19 protein-coding genes are annotated in these 18160 nt (G+C 72.6%); 6 read left to right on the forward strand and 13 right to left on the reverse strand.

The features are described 5' to 3' along the window. Nucleotides 1-163: 163 nt before the first annotated feature. On the forward strand, nt 164-826 hold the full coding sequence (locus ACIQU4_RS14410; RefSeq protein ID WP_403729402.1) for a DUF461 domain-containing protein: 663 nt from the start codon (nt 164-166) through the stop codon (nt 824-826). A gap of 103 nt (nt 827-929) precedes the next feature. On the opposite strand, the gene ACIQU4_RS14415 is transcribed toward ACIQU4_RS14410, so the two are convergent. Both ACIQU4_RS14415 and ACIQU4_RS14420 read right to left on the reverse strand, forming a co-directional pair. After that, the gene (locus tag ACIQU4_RS14415; protein WP_007265514.1) at nt 930-1610 is read right to left on the reverse strand and encodes a response regulator transcription factor; all 681 of its coding nucleotides are present in this window, start codon (nt 1608-1610) and stop codon (nt 930-932) included. A 52-nt stretch (nt 1611-1662) separates the two neighbouring features. After that, the gene (locus ACIQU4_RS14420; protein WP_403729405.1) at nt 1663-2889 is read right to left on the reverse strand and encodes a sensor histidine kinase; all 1227 of its coding nucleotides are present in this window, start codon (nt 2887-2889) and stop codon (nt 1663-1665) included. Between the two features lie 216 nt (nt 2890-3105). Here ACIQU4_RS14420 and phoU point away from each other — a divergent pair, with 216 nt between their 5' ends. Further along, on the forward strand, nt 3106-3783 hold the full coding sequence (phoU, locus tag ACIQU4_RS14425) for a phosphate signaling complex protein PhoU (RefSeq protein ID WP_030157050.1): 678 nt from the start codon (nt 3106-3108) through the stop codon (nt 3781-3783). 381 nt (nt 3784-4164) lie between these two features. Here phoU and ACIQU4_RS14430 read toward each other — a convergent pair whose 3' ends face one another. Together ACIQU4_RS14430 and ACIQU4_RS14435 are read right to left on the reverse strand one after the other, a co-directional pair. Next, a complete protein-coding gene (locus ACIQU4_RS14430; RefSeq protein ID WP_403729407.1) occupies nt 4165-5073 on the reverse strand; it encodes a hypothetical protein in 909 nt (302 codons plus the stop codon). Between the two features lie 267 nt (nt 5074-5340). Continuing rightward, complete coding sequence (locus tag ACIQU4_RS14435; protein WP_030858623.1) at nt 5341-6099, reverse strand: phosphoglyceromutase; 759 nt, start codon at nt 6097-6099, stop codon at nt 5341-5343. Between the two features lie 186 nt (nt 6100-6285). Here ACIQU4_RS14435 and ACIQU4_RS14440 point away from each other — a divergent pair, with 186 nt between their 5' ends. Further along, nucleotides 6286-7605, forward strand: a complete 1320-nt coding sequence (locus ACIQU4_RS14440) for an MDR family MFS transporter (protein ID WP_403729410.1) — start codon at nt 6286-6288, stop codon at nt 7603-7605. On the opposite strand, the gene ACIQU4_RS14445 is transcribed toward ACIQU4_RS14440, so the two are convergent. Both ACIQU4_RS14445 and mshA read right to left on the reverse strand, forming a co-directional pair. Then, nucleotides 7602-8099, reverse strand: coding sequence for a YbjN domain-containing protein (locus ACIQU4_RS14445; protein WP_030157055.1), 498 nt, complete (start codon nt 8097-8099; stop codon nt 7602-7604). The two genes, ACIQU4_RS14440 and ACIQU4_RS14445, sit on opposite strands and share 4 nt — an antisense overlap. Continuing rightward, a complete protein-coding gene (gene mshA / locus ACIQU4_RS14450) occupies nt 8092-9474 on the reverse strand; it encodes a D-inositol-3-phosphate glycosyltransferase (RefSeq protein ID WP_403729413.1) in 1383 nt (460 codons plus the stop codon). Before mshA ends, ACIQU4_RS14445 begins: the two co-directional genes overlap by 8 nt. Before the next feature lie 250 nt (nt 9475-9724). Here mshA and ACIQU4_RS14455 point away from each other — a divergent pair, with 250 nt between their 5' ends. From ACIQU4_RS14455 to ACIQU4_RS14465, 3 genes are all read left to right on the forward strand, one after another. Further along, complete coding sequence (locus ACIQU4_RS14455) at nt 9725-10537, forward strand: class I SAM-dependent methyltransferase (RefSeq protein WP_403729416.1); 813 nt, start codon at nt 9725-9727, stop codon at nt 10535-10537. Nucleotides 10538-10807: 270 nt separating this feature from the next. Then, complete coding sequence (locus ACIQU4_RS14460) at nt 10808-11869, forward strand: NlpC/P60 family protein (RefSeq protein WP_403729418.1); 1062 nt, start codon at nt 10808-10810, stop codon at nt 11867-11869. A 297-nt stretch (nt 11870-12166) separates the two neighbouring features. Continuing rightward, nucleotides 12167-13480: a PP2C family protein-serine/threonine phosphatase gene (locus ACIQU4_RS14465; RefSeq protein WP_403729421.1), complete on the forward strand. Its 1314-nt coding sequence runs from the start codon at nt 12167-12169 to the stop codon at nt 13478-13480. Nucleotides 13481-13485: 5 nt separating this feature from the next. Here the strand turns inward: ACIQU4_RS14465 and ACIQU4_RS14470 are convergent, their stop codons facing one another. The 7 genes from ACIQU4_RS14470 to ACIQU4_RS14500 all read right to left on the reverse strand — a co-directional run bounded on the left by ACIQU4_RS14470 (nt 13486) and on the right by ACIQU4_RS14500 (nt 18152). Continuing rightward, entirely contained in the window at nt 13486-13833 is a 348-nt protein-coding gene (locus ACIQU4_RS14470; RefSeq protein ID WP_366100734.1) for a DUF2516 family protein, read from the reverse strand. A 123-nt stretch (nt 13834-13956) separates the two neighbouring features. Further along, nucleotides 13957-14535: a hypothetical protein gene (locus ACIQU4_RS14475; protein ID WP_403729424.1), complete on the reverse strand. Its 579-nt coding sequence runs from the start codon at nt 14533-14535 to the stop codon at nt 13957-13959. 26 nt (nt 14536-14561) lie between these two features. Next, the gene (locus ACIQU4_RS14480) at nt 14562-14972 is read right to left on the reverse strand and encodes a helix-turn-helix domain-containing protein (RefSeq protein WP_403729426.1); all 411 of its coding nucleotides are present in this window, start codon (nt 14970-14972) and stop codon (nt 14562-14564) included. A 51-nt stretch (nt 14973-15023) separates the two neighbouring features. Continuing rightward, entirely contained in the window at nt 15024-15443 is a 420-nt protein-coding gene (locus tag ACIQU4_RS14485) for a VOC family protein (protein WP_030157063.1), read from the reverse strand. Nucleotides 15444-15453: 10 nt separating this feature from the next. Beyond that, on the reverse strand, nt 15454-15891 hold the full coding sequence (locus tag ACIQU4_RS14490; RefSeq protein WP_403729432.1) for a helix-turn-helix domain-containing protein: 438 nt from the start codon (nt 15889-15891) through the stop codon (nt 15454-15456). Between the two features lie 234 nt (nt 15892-16125). Continuing rightward, the gene (locus tag ACIQU4_RS14495) at nt 16126-16902 is read right to left on the reverse strand and encodes a putative protein N(5)-glutamine methyltransferase (protein WP_403729435.1); all 777 of its coding nucleotides are present in this window, start codon (nt 16900-16902) and stop codon (nt 16126-16128) included. Nucleotides 16903-16907: 5 nt separating this feature from the next. Beyond that, nucleotides 16908-18152 carry a GNAT family N-acetyltransferase gene (locus ACIQU4_RS14500; protein ID WP_403729438.1) on the reverse strand — a complete coding sequence of 415 codons (1245 nt, stop codon included), beginning with the start codon at nt 18150-18152 and terminating at the stop codon, nt 16908-16910. Nucleotides 18153-18160: the final 8 nt, after the last annotated feature.

Here is an 18160-nt window from a genome sequence, read left to right on the forward strand (position 1 = left end):
GGGCAGGCGCAGGGCGGCCCGTGCGCTGCGGAGGGTCGGGTGCGGGGGCGGGGCGGCGGCTCGGTAACCTAAGCGCGCTGACACACCCTTAGAGCGGCTTTACCTCGGCCGCTCCGAGACTGCCCACCCTTCCGTTCCGTACGTCCAAGGAGTTGCCGCCGCCGTGAGCCGCAGCCTTCGACGCGGCGCCCTCGCCGCCACCGCCATCGTGTTCTCGATCGCCTCGCTGGCCGCTTGCGGTGCAGGCAAGGACGCGGAGACGCTCCAGATCAAGCCGGACAACGCCGCCGTCACCAAGGGCAACATCAAGATCCAGAACGCACTGGTGATCACCCAGGGCGAGAAGGAGAAGAAGGCCGTCGTCTCCGCGACGCTCTTCAACAGCGGCATCAAGCCGCAGACGGTTGACGCCATCACCCTCCCGGGTGGCAAGGGCAAGGTCGTCCTGAAGCCCGCCGAGGGCGCGGCCAAGATCACCGTGCCGGCCGGCGGCTCGGTGGTGCTGGGCGGCAAGGGCAACGCCTCCGCCGTGGTCGAGGGCGGCGAGGCCGTGCAGAACGGCAACGCGCAGCCGGTCGTCTTCCAGCTGAGCAACGCGGGTGACGTGGAGATCGCCGCCTTCGTCGTCCCGGCCACCGGCATGTACGCGGGGTACGGCCCGACCGAGGCCCCGGTCGCCGCCCCCGGCGCCACGCCGTCGGGCAGCGCCTCGGGCGCCCCGTCCGGCTCCCCGGCCACGACCCCCTCGGGCGCCGCTTCCGGCACCCCGTCGGGCGCGGCCTCGGGCACCCCGTCGGGTTCCCCCTCGCACAGCGCCGGCCACTGAGCCCGCAGCACCACGTACGAAAGGGCCCCGTCCGCTGAAGCGGACGGGGCCCTTTCGTACGTGCGTGCACCGTGCGTGCACCGTGCGTGCAGCGGTTTGCGGTTTACGGCTCGAACTTGTAGCCCAGGCCGCGGACCGTGACCAGGTAGCGCGGCGCGCCCGGGTCCGGCTCGATTTTGGCGCGGAGGCGCTTGACGTGGACGTCCAGGGTCTTGGTGTCACCGACGTAGTCGGCGCCCCAGACCCGGTCGATCAGCTGCATGCGGGTCAGCACGCGGCCCGCGTTGCGCAGCAGCATCTCCAGCAGGTCGAACTCCTTCAGCGGGAGGTCCACCTTGGCTCCGGCGACGGTGACCACGTGGCGGTCGACGTCCATCCGTACGGGCCCGGCCTCCAGCGCGGCCGGGGTGACCTCCTCCGGCTCGCCGCGGCGGCGCAGGACCGCGCGGATGCGGGCGACCAGCTCCCGCGAGGAGAAGGGCTTGGTGACGTAGTCGTCGGCTCCTATCTCCAGCCCGACGACCTTGTCGATCTCGCTGTCCTTGGCCGTCACCATGATGACGGGCACGTTGGAGCGGCCGCGCAGCTGCCGGCAGACCTCCGTGCCGGGCAGGCCGGGGAGCATCAGGTCGAGGAGGACGAGGTCGGCGCCGTTGCGCTCGAACTCGTCGAGCCCGTCGGGCCCGGTCGCGGCGATCGCGACCTCGAAGCCCTCCTTGCGGAGCATGTAGGACAGGGCGTCGCTGAAGGATTCCTCATCCTCGACGACGAGCACTCGGGTCACGGAAGGACCTCCGGGGCAGGAATGGCTGGCGTGGTTCTTTGGGAAGCGTGGTTCAGGCGGGGGTGGGGTGGCTTGGTGCGGGGGCGGGATCCGCGGCCGGGGCGACCGTGGGTGCAGGTGCCGGAGCGGCTGCTTCCGGCAGGCGCAGGGTGAACGTGGAGCCCTGACCCTCCGAGCTCCATACGGACACCTCCCCGCCGTGTGAGGCCGCTACGTGCTTCACGATCGCAAGGCCGAGGCCGGTTCCTCCCGTGGCACGGGAGCGGGCCGGGTCCACGCGGTAGAAGCGCTCGAAGATGCGCTCGCGGTCCTTTTCCGGGATGCCGATGCCCTGGTCGGTCACGGCGATCTCGATCAAGTCTCCCCCAGGTGCCGTGACCTTGCGTCCGGCTATGCCGACGCGGGTGCGGGCGGGGCTGTAGTTGACGGCGTTCTCGACCAGGTTCCCGAGGGCCGCCGCGAGCTGGCCGCGGTTGCCCCAGACGCGCAGGTCGGCGGTGCCGCCCGCGGCCATGATGATCTGCTTGGAGGACGCCGTGTGGCGGCATCGGTCGATGGCCTCCGCCACCAACGTATCCACCCGTACGGGCTCCGCGTCCTCCAGCGGGTCGTCGTTCTGCACCCGGGAGAGGTCGATGAGCTCCTGTACGAGGTTGATCAGGCGGGTGGCCTCGATCTGCATGCGGCCGGCGAAGCGGCTGACCGCCTCGGGGTCGTCCGCGGCGTCCATGACGGCCTCGGACAGCAGGGAGATGGCTCCCACCGGCGTCTTCAGCTCGTGCGACACGTTCGCGACGAAGTCGCGCCGTACGGCCTCGATGCGGCGGGCCTCTGTGAGGTCCTCGACCAGGAGCAGGACCAGCCGTGAGCCGAGCGGGGCGACGCGCGCCGAGACCGCGAGGGCCTCGCCGCGGCCGGTGCCGCGCCGGGGCAGGTCGAGCTCGACCTGGCGTATTTCCCCGTCGCGGCGGGTGTCGCGGGCCATGTGGAGCATGGGTTCGACGGCCAGTTTGCCGCCGCGTACCAGTCCGAGGGCGTACGCCGCCGAGCTGGCCTTGACCACCGCGTCACCCTCGTCGAGTACGACGGCGGAGGAGCGGAGCACGGAGAGGACGGTGTCCACGCCGGGCGGGAGCACCGCGTTGATGTCGGGGCGCATGGAGCTCCGGGTGGGGCGGGCCTGGTCGCGCTCGCTCCAGCGGAACGCCAGCATCGCGATCACACCGGTGCAAAGACCGGCGATCGCTGCAGCTGCGGCGACCGCCGCGTTCACGTCCATGCCTCAAGGTTAAGCAGGCTCGACGGCACTTCCACAGCCGTTCGGGTGGCACCTCGAACACTCGTCGCCCAGAGTTCACCGTGGCGACGGGGCTGATTCACTTGTGATGCCGGAGTCGGACGCGTTTGCGCCCCAACGTGTCAACGTGGGGGCACGAGGCCGCCCCGGCCCGTCCCACACGGGCAGCAGAGGCAGCAGGCAAGAGAGGGACAACCCATGCGTGACGCGTACCACGAGGAACTGGACTCGATCGGAGAAGGCCTGGTCGAGATGGCCCGGCTCGTCGGTTCCGCGATCGGGCGGGCCACGACGTCCATGCTCGACGCCGACCTGAAGCTCGCCGAGAGCGTCATCGCCGCCGACCAGAAGGTGGACGACCTCCAGCACGACCTGGAGGCCCGCGCCATCGCGCTGCTGGCCCGCCAGCAGCCTGTCGCCACCGACCTGCGCATCGTGGTGACCTCGCTGCGCATGTCGGCCGACCTGGAGCGCTCGGGCGACCTGGCCCAGCACGTGGCGAAGCTGGCCCGGCTGCGCTTCCCGGACACCGCCGTACCGCGGGACCTGCACGCGACCATCCTGGAGATGGGGCAGCTGGCGCAGCGCCTGATGGCGAAGGCGGCCGAGGTCATCATCACGAAGGACGTCGACCTGGCCCTCCAGCTGGAGCAGGACGACGACGAGATGGACCAGCTGCACCGCACCCTGTTCCAGCACCTGATGGACGACCGCTGGAAGCACGGCATCGAGACCGCGGTGGACGTCACCCTGCTGGGCCGCTACTACGAGCGCTTCGCGGACCACGCGGTGTCGGTGGCCAAGCGCGTGGTCTACCTGGTGACGGGCGAGCACGCGGACGAGCTGCAGGCGCCGACGGTGGTCGACGGCGTCTGAGCCGTTCTGCACCAGTGCGCCGTTGACGCGCCGGTGCGGCTGGGCATGAATGAGGGCGAAGGCAGTAAGAGGCTCTGAGAAGCAGTAAGACGCCACGCACGCCGCCTGCGAGGAGGATCCATGCCCGATTCCCCCGTCCCCATCACCCCGGAGCACGAGCAGCAGCAACCGCGGCCTGAACCGCTGCGGCTCCCGCTGCTCGCGGCTTGCGGCTGCGGCTCGGGCTGCGGCTGCGGCTGCCAATCCGGCGCGCCCTGCCAGTGCGGAGGCTGATCCGGCCGAACCGGGCCGGCACGGCACAGGAGCAAGGAGAGGCCCCCTGCCCGCGGAGATCCGCGGGCAGGGGGCCTCTCGCAGCCCTCTCGGCCTTCTCGGCCTGACCTACCAGAACACGACGAGGTACCCGTTGCCGCCCAGGCCACCGGGGCTGCCGGGGCCGCCGACGGTGGTACCGCCCGTACCGCCGCCACCGCCGTTGCCGCCCGCGCCGGTGTTCGTCGACGGCAGCTGCACGATGCCGTCGACGGCGGACCCGCCCACGCCGCCCTGGGCGCCGCTCTGGCCGTTCGCACCGCTGCGGTTCGTCACGTCGAGGCTGCTGCAGGTGCCGGTGCCGCCGGTGCCGCCCGTACCCGGGGTCCCCGTCGTGGCGGTGCCGCCGCCACCGCCGCCACCGCCGGCGCCGCCCGTGGCGTTGAGCTGGATGCCGCCCGATGAGGTCAGCGTGGTCGGGCTGCCGGTCCCGCCGGTGCCGCCCGGCAGTCCGTTGTTGCCACCGGCGGGCCCGCCGGGACCGAAGGCGCCGGCCGCGCCGCCGGCGCCCACGTCCACCGTGTAGCTCTGGCCGGGCTTCACCTTGATGACGCACCAGGTGAACCCGCCGGAGCCGCCGCCACCGCCCTGGCCTCCGTTGCCCGTCAGCGCCGCGCTCGCGCCGCCACCGCCGCCGCCCCCGCCGCCACCGGCGCCCCAGGCCTGGACGTGCACCGAGGTGACGCCCTCGGGCGGCGTGAAGAACCCGTCCGCGGTGAAGTCCCGCAGACCGTGGATGACGGTGGGCGCCTGCGGCTCCTTGGGCTTGGGCCAGTCGTCGCCCCCGCCGTGGGGGCGATCGCTGTCGCCGGCGCCGTGGGGACGCTCGCTGTCGCCCGCGCCGTGGGGGCCGTCGTACGCGAGTGCGGCGGGTGCCATGGTGAGCAGCTGGCCGGAGAGGGCCACCGCCGCCAGGGCGGAGGCGAGGAGTACCCGGCGGGGGGCGCGGGAGCGCTGGGAAACGGGCTTCTGGTTCACGGAGCGAGTTCCTTCCCCGCGGGGAGCCGAAGCTCTCGCGGAGGACGAGGGAAAGCGGGACCGGTCGGCCCGCGAGCCCATCGGACCCTCACCCTCCCCGCTCCGCACCCTGACGAACCGATAATGGGCCCGCGCAGGTGACCGGTTGGTCCACCCGAGCGACCAAGATCCCCGCCCCGTCGCCGCCCCCCTGCCCCGCGCCCGAACGCCAACAGGCCCCCTACCCGCCGAAAACCGGCAGGTAGAGGGCCTGTTCGTGCGTGAGGACTACTTCTTGCCCTGGTTCTTGACGGCTTCGATGGCGGCAGCCGCGGCGGCCGGGTCGAGGTAGGTGCCGCCCGGCTTGAGGGGCTTGAACTCGGCGTCCAGCTCGTAGGCGAGCGGGATGCCGGTCGGGATGTTCAGGCCCGCGATGTCGGCGTCGGAGATGCCGTCCAGGTGCTTGACCAGCGCGCGGAGGCTGTTGCCGTGCGCGGCGACCAGGACGGTGCGGCCCGCGAGGAGGTCCGGGACGATGCCGTCGTACCAGTACGGGAGCATGCGGACGACGACGTCCTTCAGGCACTCCGTCTTCGGGCGCAGCTCCGGCGGGATGGTCGCGTAGCGCGGGTCCTCGGACTGGGAGAACTCCGTACCGTCCTCAAGGGCCGGCGGCGGGGTGTCGTACGAGCGGCGCCACAGCATGAACTGCTCCTCGCCGAACTCGGCGAGGGTCTGGGCCTTGTCCTTGCCCTGGAGCGCACCGTAGTGGCGCTCGTTCAGGCGCCAGGAGCGGTGGACCGGGATCCAGTGGCGGTCGGCGGCCTCGAGCGCCATCTGCGCGGTGCGGATCGCGCGCTTCTGGAGCGAGGTGTGCACGACATCGGGGAGCAGGCCGGCGTCCTTGAGCAGCTCACCGCCGCGGACCGCCTCCTTCTCGCCCTTCTCGTTGAGATTGACGTCCACCCAGCCGGTGAACAGGTTCTTCGCGTTCCACTCGCTCTCGCCGTGGCGGAGGAGGATCAGCTTGTACGGTGCGTCGGCCATGCGTACGAGCCTAATGGACGTGCGGGAGCGCTCGCGCGCGCGTCCACGGCCGCGGATCGGCGGCCGGATCGGCGGCGGATCCGCCGCGGATTGACGGTGCGCGTCAATCCGGTGGCCCTCGCGAACCCCCCGCCCGTAGGGTGCGGTGAGCAGTAGAGACGCTTACATCACCGGGGGGAATCCGTCATGTCCGTTGCCAGTCTCAGACGGGCGGCGCGTGAGAGCGTGGCCGGCCTCCCCCGCGAGTTCTGGTGGCTGTGGACCAGCACCCTGGTGAACAGGCTCGGGGCCTTCGTCGCCACTTTCATGACCTTGTACCTGACCGTGGACCGGGGCTATTCGGCCTCCTTCGCGGGACTGGTGGTGGCCCTGCACGGGCTCGGCGGGGTCGTCTCCTCGCTCGGCGCGGGCGTGATGACCGACCGCCTCGGCCGACGCCCCACGCTGCTGGCGGCCCAGGCCTCGACGGCGTTCTCGGTGGCGCTGCTCGGCTTCATGGAGCGCCCGGCCTCGATCGCGGCGGTGGCACTGCTAGTCGGCATGACCTCGAACGCCTCGCGCCCGGCGGTGCAGGCGATGATGGCGGACATCGTGCGGCCGGAGGACCGGGTCCGCGCCTTCGCGCTGAACTACTGGGCGATCAACCTCGGCTTCGCCGTCTCGGCGACGGCGGCGGGCTTCGTCGCCGAGTACAGCTACCTGGCCGGGTTCCTCGGCGAGGCGGCGCTGACGCTGGTCTGCGCGGTCCTCGTGTACGTGAAGCTGCCGGAGTCGCGGCCGGAGCGGACCGCCGCGGAGCAGGCGGCCGCGGAGCCGGAGATCGGGCTCGGGACGGTGCTGCGGGACGGGCGCTTCATGGGCGTGGTCGGGCTGTCGTTCCTGATCTCGCTGATCTTCACGCAGGGCTCGTTCGGGCTGCCGCTGGCGATGGGCACGGGCGGCTTCTCCGCCGGGGACTACGGTCTGGTCATCGCCGTCAACGGGGTGCTGATCGTGCTGCTGCAGATCCCGGTCACCCGGTTCCTGGAGAAGGGCGACCCGCAGAAGCTGCTGGTGCTCTCGGCACTGCTGGCCGGGTACGGCTTCGGGCTGACGGCCTTCGCCGGGTCGGTGTGGAGCCTGGGGCTGACGGTCTGCGTGTGGACGCTGGCCGAGATCGTCAACTCCCCGACCCAGATGGGCCTGGTCGCCCGGCTCTCCCCGGTGCACGGGCGCGGCCGCTACCAGGGCATGTACACGATGTCCTGGGCGGTGGCCTCGCTGGTGGCTCCGCTGATGGCCGGATTCATGATCGACCGGTGGGGGGCGGGCTGGCTCTGGGCGTCCGTGGCGCTGCTGGGCACGGTGGCGGCGGTGGGCTACTGGCTGCTGATGCGGAGACTGGCGGAGGGCGAGCCCGGGTCCGTGGTCACGGCACTGGCATCGACACCGGCACCGACACCGACACCCGCACCGTCTGCCGCGCCGACCGTCCCGGCCCCGGCCCCGGCCGTCGTCGAGGCCTAGGAAGACGTCCGCGAAGGCTGCGTCAGGTGCTTGAAGGCGTCCAGGTTGCGGGTCGGCTCGCCGCGCGAGACGCGCCACTCGTACTCGCGCCGGATCGCGCTCGCGAAGCCCAGCTCCAGCAGCGTGTTGAACGCGCCGTCCGCCGCCTCCAGGACCGTGCCGAGCAGCCGGTCCAGGTCCTCCGGGGTGACGACCGACAGCGGGAGCCGGGCCGTCAGGTAGATGTCGCCGAGCGGATCGACCGCGTAGGCCATCCCGTACAGCTTGAGGTTGCGTTCCAGTAGCCAGCGGTGGACGCCCGCCTCGTTCTCGTCCGGGTGGCGGATCACGAACGCGTTGACCGACAGCGAGTGCCGACCGGCCCGGAGCGAGCAGGTGGTGGACAGCTTGCGCGTGCCGGGGAGCTGGACGACGTACGAACCGGGCTCGGGGCTCTCCCAGCCCAGTCCGGCCTCGGTCAGCGTGCTCTCGATGATCGCGGCGGTGTCAGCCATGGTGGGAGCGTACGCGACGGCGGTGATCATGCATCGCCGCGGTGTACACGTCCGCCGTGCCGCTCGCCGCCGTGTCCCAGCCGAAGAACTGCGCGTGCCGCGCGGCCTCGGCGCCCATCCGGTCCGCGAGCCCCGGCTCGTCGACGAAGCGCCGCAGCTCGCGCGCGTAGTCCACCGGGTCGTGCCCGGGTACGAGGATCCCCGTCACGCCGTCGTTGACGGCGACCGGCAGCCCACCGACCTCGGCGGCCAGTACCGGGGTGCCGGTGGCCTGGGCCTCGATCGCGACGAGCCCGAAGGACTCGCTGTACGAGGGCATGACCAGCACGGACGCCGCCCGGAACCAGTCGGCGAGCGCGTCCTGGCGGACCGGCGGGTGGAAGTGGACGATGTCGGCGATGCCGAGCTTCGCGGCGAGCTTCTGGAGCCCCTCCGGCTTGGCGAGCCCGCTGCCGCTGGGCCCGCCGACGACCGGGACGAAGAGGCTCCGGCGCAGCGAGGGGTCGCGGTCGACGAGCTCGGCGACCGCGCGCAGCAGGATGTCGGGGGCCTTGAGCGGCTGGATCCGGCCGGCGAAGAGCGGGATGACGGCGTCCTGCGGCAGGCCGAGGCGGGCGCGGGCGGCGGCCCGGCCGTCGCCGACGGTGAAGCGGTCGAGGTTCACGCCGGGGTGGACGACGGCCACCTTGCCGGGGTCGGCCTCGTAGTGCCGGACGAGTTCGTCGGCCTCTTCGGTGGTGTTCGCGATGAGCCGGTCGGCGGCGGCCACGATCTGGGTCTCGCCGATGACGCGGGCGGCGGGCTCGGGCGTGTCGCCCGAGGCGAGCGCGGCGTTCTTGACCTTGGCCATGGTGTGCATGGCGTGGACGAGGGGGACGCCCCAGCGCTCGGCGGCGAGCCAGCCGACGTGGCCGGAGAGCCAGTAGTGGGAGTGGACGAGGTCGTAGTAGCCGGGCCGGTGGCCGGCCCAGGCCTGCATGACGCCGTGGGTGAAGGCGCACAGCTGGGCCGGGAGCTCCTCCTTGGCGAGGCCTTCGTACGGGCCCGCGTCCACGTGCCGTACGAGGACCCCGGGGGTCAGCTCGACCACGGGCGGCAGGCCGCCCTCGCTGGCGCGGGTGAAGATCTCGACCTCGATGTTGATCGCGGCGAGGCGCTTGGCCAGCTCCACGATGTACACGTTCATGCCGCCGGCGTCGCCGGTGCCCGGCTGGTGCAGCGGTGAGGTGTGCACGCTGAGCATGGCGACGCGGCGCGGCTTGCGATGGTGGCCGACGGCCGGCAGGCGCAGCCGCGGCGGGTCGTGGCGGGTGCCGCGGGCGGCGGCGATGCGGCCGCCGATGCTGCCGCCGAGGCGGGACACGTACTGGCTCAAGGGAGCAGTTCCTCTCGCTCGGACGACACTCGGACGGCGCGCGGTGGGAGGGGCGGACCACCGGCGGGACGCGGACAGGGCACGTGCAGGGCATGACGGAAGGAGCGCACGGGGCGCCCTTCAAGGAGTGCAACCCGGATGGCCGCGTCCCGCATTCCGGGGGAGCGCGCCTTTTTCCTCGGCGTTTGCGTCGAGGGCCTGCCCGGGGGCGGATTCCGTCAGGTGGGCGGCCTCCGCTTACGCTCGGCGCATGTCCTCCCGCTCCGCCGCCCCGCCCCCGCGCCGCCCCGTGGGCACGGTGACGCGCGGGACGACGAATCCGAACCGGCTGCGCCGGATGGACCGCTGGATCGCGGCCACGCACGGGCCGGTGCTGCGGCGCTCGGAGGCCCCGGTCGCGGTGGACCTCGGCTACGGGGCCGCGCCGTGGACGGCGGTGGAGCTGCTGGCCCGGCTGCGGGAGGCGGCGCCGCGGGTACGGGTGGTCGGCATCGAGATCGAGCCGGCGCGGGTCGCGGGGGCGAAGCCGTACGAGCGGGAGGGGCTGAGCTTCCGGCACGGCGGGTTCGAGGTGCCGCTGGAGGGCGGGGCCCGGCCGACGCTGATCCGCGCGGCGAACGTACTGCGCCAGTACGACGAGGAGCAGGTGGCGGCGGTGTGGGAGCGGCTGTGCGCCCGGCTGACCCCGGACGGGCTGCTCGTCGAGGGCACCTGTGACGAGATCGGACGCCGCCACGTGTGGGTCGCGTTGGGGCCCGAGGGGGCCCGCACGGTGACGTTCGCGACCCGGCTGGGCTCCCTGGAGCGCCCCTCGGATCTGGCGGAGCGGCTGCCGAAGGCGCTCATCCACCGCAATGTGCCGGGGGAGCCGGTGCACGCGTTCCTGCGCGACTTCGACCGCGCGTGGGCGGCGGCGGCCCCGTACGCCTCGTACGGCGCGCGCCAGCGCTGGATCCGGACGGCGCGGGCGCTGGCCGCGGACTGGCCGCTGGCGGACGGGCCGGGGCGGTGGCGGCAGGGGGAACTGACGGTGCGCTGGGAGGCGTTGCGCCCGGCGGGGTGAATGTGGCGGGGCGGGGAACCGGTTGCCGAAGTGGCCCGTTGAGTCGTCGGGGATGGGTGTGGGGGACTGGGCGGGGCCGCGGCCGATAGCCGGGGCCGGTAGCCGGGGCCGGTAGCCGTGGCCGAGCCAGGACAAGAGCCAAGATCGGGACGACATCCGCGAGGGTGTTGGAATTCACCCACTCGTGGCACCATCCCCAAGGCAGGGCAAAGTTACTGACGAATAGTCAGATCTGATACCGGATCCGACTCGGGGCACCTTGGGGGGACCATGGGGACCGTGGAGCGCAGGCGATGGAGGGGCGCGTCCGCTCTCACGCTGCTGTGTGCGACGGCGCTGCTGGCGGTGTCGGCCATGACGGGCGTGGCCCAGGCGGCGCCGATGCCCGAGCCCGGCGCCAAGTCCCTTGAGCGGGTGCGCCAGGAGATCGACGAGCTGTACCGCCAGGCGGGCACGGCGACGGACGCGTACAACCTCGCGGAGAGCGAGGCCAAGGCGCAGTCCGCCAAGATCGTCGAGATCGCGAAGCAGGTGGTGGCCGGCCAGGACCGGATCACGGCGCTGAAGAACCGCGCGGGGGCCGCCGCGCGCGCCCAGTACCGCTCGGGCGGGATGCCGGCCGGCGCCCAACTGGCGCTGAGCAACAGCCCGAGCCAGTTCCTCGACGGGGCGGACCGGATCCGCCAGGGCGAGAAGGCGACCACGGTCCTGCTGTCCGAAATGAACCGCACGCAGAGCGACTTGCAGCAGTACGCGAAGGACGCGAGCGCGCAGTGGGACAAGCTCGAAGCCAACCGGATCAAGCAGGAGGCCTCGAAGAAACAGATCGAGGAGAAGATCAAATCGGCCGAGTCGCTGGAGAGCAAGCTGGAGGCCGAGGAGAAGGCCCGGCTGATCCAGCTGGAGCAGGAAGCCCAGTACAAGGCCCAGACGGCGTGGCTCTCGACGGGCGTGCTGAAGGAGATCAACAGCTCGGCGTCGGAGTCGGGGAAGAAGGCGCTCCAGTACGCCACGGCGCAGATGGGCAAGCCGTACGTGTGGGGCGCCGAGGGCCCGGACTCGTTCGACTGCTCCGGCCTCACCTCGCAGGCCTGGCGGGCGGCGGGCAAGGGCATCCCGCGCACCTCGCAGGAGCAGCTGCGGCTGCTGCCGAAGGTCGCGATCAAGGACATGCGGCCGGGTGACCTGATCATCTACTTCGACGACGCGAGCCACGTCGGGATGTATGTCGGCGACGGCGCGATGATCCACGCCCCCCGCCCGGGCCGCAACGTCACCCTGGCCGGAGCCGGCTCGATGCCGATCAAGGCAGTGGTCCGCCCCGACGCGTAACCGCTGCCCGCGGCCGTAAGGGGCCCGGAGCCCCGCCCGCCGGGGCGCGGCTCCGGAGCACGGGCTCGGCCCCGCGGTGAGGGAACCCCGGAGGGGCGGGTTGCGTCTCGTTGGTCGGGACTGCGATCACGGACGCCGTGACGTTTCTCATTCAGTGGGCACCCAGTGAGGCGGACTTTCCCCCGCGATAGCGGCATATGACAGCGGCCCTGGCCCAGAACGCCATTCCGCTCCCCGGCCACCGCCCGCTAAGGTCTGCCGGACGCACCCTCGGGGGGAGGGAAGGAACCGGAGACGATGGCCGTACCCGTACCGCGGCAGAGGGACACCCCCGCCACGGAGAGTGCTCAGGCAATCCCGCAGGCGATCCCACAGGCAACCCCGCCGCCGGCCGCGCACGCCACCGCACCCCAGGCGTCACTGACCCTGCTGGTGATCGAGGACGACCCCGCGGGCGGGCTCACCGTCCCCGAGATCCTCGACGCCGACCGGCACCGCATCCGTCTCCGCACCGCCCGCAACCTCACCGAGGCCGCACGCCTGCTCACCCACGACGTGCACTGCATCCTGCTCGACCTCTCCCTCCCCGCCACCGGATCCACGACGGCGGGCGGCGCGCGCACCGCCGTCGTCGTCGACCAGTTGGACACCCTCCGCGAGGTGCTCCGGATCGCGCCCCGCCACGCCGTCCTCGTCCTCACCGCCGAGGCCGACGCCGAGCGCGCCGCCGAGGCCGTACGGGTCGGCGCGCAGGACTTCCTCTTCCGCGACGAGCTCGACGGCCGCCTGCTGAGCCGGGCGATCCGCTACGCCGTGGAGAGAAAGCGCGCGGACATCGCCCAGTACAAGCTCGCAGAATCGAAACTTCGGGCCCAGGAGAACGCCCGCCTGGAGCGGGGCCTGCTCCCCAACCCCCTCCTCGAAGGCTCCGATCTCCGCTTCGCCGCCCGCTACCGCCCCGGCCGCAGCCGCGCCCTCCTCGGCGGGGACTTCTACGACACCGTCCGCACCCCCGACGGCACCGTCCACGCCATGATCGGCGACGTCTGCGGTCACGGCCCCGACGAGGCCGCCCTCGGCGTCGAGCTGCGCATCGCCTGGCGCGCCCTGACCCTGGCCGGCCTCTGCGGCGACGACCTGCTGTCGACCCTCCAGGAGGTCCTGGAGGTGGAGCGCCCCGGCGACGAGATCTTCGCGACCCTGTGCACGGTCGACATCTCTCCCGACGGCCGCCGCGCCGGCCTGTGCCTGGCGGGCCATCCGGCCCCGCTGATATCCCGGCCGGGCCGCCGCGCGCAGCTCCTCCCGTACGAGAACAGCGGCCCGGCGCTCGGCCTGCTGCCCAAGGCCCGCTGGCCGCGCCGCCAGGTCGAGCTGGGCGGCACCTGGAGCCTGATGCTCTACACCGACGGCCTGATCGAGGGCCGCATCGGCGAGGGCAAGGAGCGGCTGGGGCAGGACGGGATGGTCGAGATGATCAACCGGCACCTCGACCGCGGCCTGAGCGGCGAGGGCCTGCTGGAGGCCTCCGTCACCGAGGCCCGGCGCCTCAACGGCGGCGAGCTCACCGACGACGTGGCCGTGGTCCTGCTCTCGCGCAACGAATCCTGACGGGGTCAGCGCCCGCCGTTGTACGGGCCGTACGGACCGTCGCTGCTGCTCCCACCGCTGCGCCGGCCACCCCGGCCACCGCCCGAGACCTGCTTGAGGGCGGGACGTACGTCGACGAAGAACACGATGGTGGCCACGAGGCCGGCGATCTCCAGGAACAACATCCCCAGGAAGAAGTCCACCAGCACGGTGACCCCGAGGATGACCAGCCAGAACGTCTTGCTCTGCTTGTCGGCGGCGCGGTACGCGTCCTCACGCGCCAGCAGCGCGAAGACGAAGGCCACGACGGCGAGCGCCAGCATGGCGAACCCGAGCAACGGAAGCACTCCGTTATCGAACCCGTTCATCAACATCGCCTGACCGCCTTCTCACGCTTGCACGCCTGATGCCGCCTGCCTCCACGCTACCGGCAGAGCGGCCTTCGCAAACAACAACGGGCCGGACACCGTACTGGTGCCCGGCCCGCCGTCACGGTTTCAGCTCTCGTCGCCGGCGACGACGGCGGCCTTCTTCACGTTGTTCTTGCGCGCCGCGCTCCGCCGGGCGGCGGGCTTCTCATCGGCCGAGAAGTCGGCGACGGCGGGCTCCTGCGCGGCCTCCTGCTCCGGCTGCCGCTCCTGCTTGGGCTCGACGGCGACCGCGATGTCGACGATCTCCTCGGAGACCTCGCCGCGCCACGTCCGTACGGCCTGCTCGCCGTGCTCGGCGACCTTGTCGTACGTCTCCTTGGCGCGCACCGCGTACTCGGCGGCCACGCCGACCCCGCGCAGCGCCAGGTCCTGCGCGCTCTCCCCGAGCTTCTTCGGGTCGATCGCGGTCAGCACCTCGGCGAACTTGGCGGCGACCGCCTCCTGCGCCTCGCGCGCCTTGTCCTGCACGATCTTCGGGTCGGTGTTCTTCACGGCCTCGATGCGCGCGGGGGCCTCGGCGCGCAGCTGCTCGATGAGCCCGGGCACCTTCTTGGCCTGCTGCACCGCGAGGTCGGCGGTGCCGGCGGCGAAGTAGAGCGGCGTCGGGTCGGTGAGGGTCTTCTTCAGGTCATCGGCGATGGCCATGGTGGCTGGTCCTCCCGGATCACAGTTCAGTTCGTAGGGTGCATCGCGTCGTCCCCGCCGGACGGGTCGGACGGATCGGCCAGGTCGGCCTCGGCCGCGTTCTCCTTGCGGAACGAGTCGTAGATCTGGAGCAGCACCTGCTTCTGCCGCTCGTTGATGGACGGGTCGCCGAGTATGACGGCCCGCGTCTCGACCTCGTCGCGATCGCGCTCGTCGAGGATCCCGGCCTGCACGTACAGCGTCTCCGCGGAGATCCGCAGCGCCTTGGCCAGCTGCTGGAGGATGTCCGCGCTCGGCTTGCGCAGCCCGCGCTCGATCTGGCTCAGGTACGGATTCGACACCCCCGCCGCATCGGCCAGCTGCCGCAGCGAAAGCTGGGCCTGCCGCCGCTGCTCGCGGAGGTATTCGCCGAGATTTCCGACGTTGAGCGATGCCATGCCCCGATCCTGCCCGACTCTGCTAACTATTGCAAGCACCTGCTTGCAAAATCACCCACGGGCGCGGGGCTGGTTGAAGCGGAGCATGTTGCCGGCCGGGTCGCGGAAGGCGCAGTCGCGGACGCCGTACGGCTGGTCGGCCGGCTCCTGGAGGACCTCGCCGCCGGCGGCCCGGATGCGTTCGAAGGCGGCGTCGACGTCGTCGGTGGAGAAGATCACGCCGCGCAGCATGCCCTTGGCCAGCAGTTCCGCCATCGCCCGCTTGTCGGCGGGCGCGGCGTTCGGGTTGGCGGCCGGCGGTTCGAGGACGATCTCCACGTCCGGCTGCGCGGGCGAGCCGACGGTCACCCAGCGCATCCCCTCGAACGCCACGTCGTTGCGCACCTCCAGGCCGAGGGCGTCGCGGTAGAAGGCGAGCGCCTTCTCGTGGTCGTCGACCGCGATGAAGCACTGGGACAGCTTGATTTCCATGCCACCGACGCTAAGCGCGGGAGGCGGATTCCGCTTCCGGGCCGCTCTCGGCCGGGCCGTTCCTGACCGGCCGCGTGAGGATCTTGGCGATGCACGCCGGAATGGCCGCGCCCGGTTCGTGGCTGCGGGCCCGGTACGCGCTCGGGCTCTCGCCGACCAGTTCGGTGAAGCGGGAGCTGAACGATCCCAGCGAGGTACAGCCGACCTCGAAGCAGACCTCCGTCACGCTCAGGTCGCCCCGCCGCAGCAGCGCCTTGGCCCGTTCGACGCGGCGCGTCATCAGGTAGCTGTACGGGGTCTCGCCGAAGGCGGCCCGGAAGCTGCGGGAGAAGTGCCCCGGCGACATCAGGGCCACGCGCGCCAGCTCGGCCACGTCGAGGGGGCGCGCGTACTCGCGGTCCATCATGTCCCGGGCCCGGCGCAGCCGTACGAGGTCCTCAAGCGTCACCCCGCCAGCGTACGGCGACAGCGCCGCCGGCGGGAGCCCGTGCCATGACCGCACCGGCGATGGTCCCCGTCAACTCGCTCGCCCCGCCGCCGCGTTGGCCGCCGGGGTCGACTTCCGGCGGGCCTGCTGCGGCTGCGGGCCCGGCCACCGGCCGCGCACCCTGCGCGAGGTCCGGGAGCGGACGGAGCGGGCCCGCAGGACCGGGCAGCCCCTCGCCCGGGCCCTCACCACCCCCTAGGCCGCGCGGGTGCCGATCGCCAGCGTCGCGTGCAGGTCCTGCGACGTGGTGGCGCGGACCGCCAGGCCCGCCGCCGAGAGGGCCGAGGCCGTACGGGGGGACTGGCGGGCGCTCGTCTCGATCAGCAGGCGACCGCCCGGGGCCAGCCACGGCAGGGCCCCCGCCGCGACCCGGCGGTGGATGTCCAGGCCGTCCGGGCCGCCGTCCAGGGAGGCCAGCGGCTCGTGGTCGCGGGCCTCCGCCGGGAGCAGCCCGATCTCCTCCGTCGGCACGTACGGGGCGTTGACCAGCAGCAGGTCCACCCGCCCGCGCAGCGAGTGCGGCAGCGCCGCGTACAGGTCGCCCTCATGGACCTGCCCGCCGTACGGGGCCACGTTCAGCCGCGCGTACGCCAGCGCCGCCGGGTCGATGTCCGCCGCGTGCAGTTCCACCCGGGGGCCCAGCTGCGCCGTCACCGCCGCGCCCAGCGCGCCGACCCCGCAGCACAGGTCCAGTACGACGGCGTCCGGCCGGCCCAGGGCCACGGCCTCCTGCACCAGGAACTCGGTGCGCCGGCGCGGTACGAAGGCCCCCTCGCCCACGCGCATGCGCAGCCCGCAGAACTCCGCCCAGCCGACGACGTGTTCCAGCGGTTCGCCGCCGGCCCGCCGGGCCACCAGGTCCGCCAGGTGCCCGTCGTCCTCGGCGGCGGCCGTCAGCAGCTCCGCCTCCTCCTCCGCGAAGACGCAGCCCGCCGCCCGCAGGGTTTCCACAATCGAAGTCATTGGTTCCATCGCTCTCAGAAGACGTCCGGGCACCACGGGCGGCGCGCCGTGCGGAACACCGCGTCCGCGAGCGCCAGCGCCCCCGGCCGCTCCTGCACGATCCGCCCGAGCGCGCCGAGCCGCACCGCCGACTCGTCACCGAGGTACAGGGAGCCCAGCGCCGACGCGTCGAGCCGCAGGTCAGCCGGCTCCTCCGTGGTCGTGCACTCCCCCGTGCCCGCGTCCAGACGGTAGCGCCCGGCGGCCGGACCCGCCGGATCCGTCACCTCCAGTACGAGCACCCCGGGCACGGCGTACGTCCGCGCGCCCAGCGCCCGTACGACGTCCAGCACGCGCACCCACAGGAAGTCCGAGGCCGTCACGATCGCGGCCGCACGCGGGTCGGGCAGCAACTGGGCGACGAGGTCGTCAGGGGCGCGGAAGCCGGTGCGCACCTTCAGCACCCAGTCGATCGAGCACAGGAAGTGCCACAGCACGCGCTGCGCCTGCGGCGTGACCGCGATCAGGTCCTTGACCTGCACGGTGTTGAGCGGGACCTTCGCGTCCGTCCAGTGCGCGTCGGACGCGTACACGGCGAGGCCGGCCGGCTCGCCCTCCGCCGTCCGGTACACGGCGTGGAACTTGTCCTTGTACGGGCGGGAGGACACCTCCTCCAGCCCGGTGGCCAGGCTCCACCAGCGCGCGTTCCGGTCGACCGTGCCGGGCGAGACCGCCCGCAGCCGCTCGTGCAGCCCGGGGCCGATCGTGCGCGCCTCGGCGGCGTCGACCAGCTCGATCCGGCCGCCGTCCGCGGGCCCGGACCAGCGCGGGTCGAGCCCCGTGCGGCTCACGTCGATCTCCCACTCGGCGATCGAGGCGGCCGGCCCGTACCCGTACCGCCCGTAGATCGGGTACTCGGCGGCGATCAGCGTGGACACGACGTCGCCGCGCGCCTGCGCGGCCGCCAGCTCGGTGGCCATCATCCGGGTCAGCAGACCGCGCCGGCGGTGCGTGGGCAGTACGGCGACGTTGGTGACGGCGCTCGCGGCCACGGTCGCCCCGCCCGGGACGGTCAGCTCCTGGGCGAAGGACCGGAAGGTGGCCACGCAGCGACCGGTGGAGGCGTCGAAGGCGCCCAGCGTGCGGCCGAGGTCGCCGTGCTTGGCGCGCTGGGCTATGTCGGACTCGGTGACGCGGTCGGGGCGCAGGAAGCCGGTGTTCACGGCTCCGAGCCACTCGGGGAGTTCGGATTCGGCGATCGGCCGCACGTCAGCACTCATAACCGGCC

This window comes from Streptomyces sp. NPDC090741 (assembly GCF_044769045.1).
GTDB lineage: Bacteria > Actinomycetota > Actinomycetes > Streptomycetales > Streptomycetaceae > Streptomyces.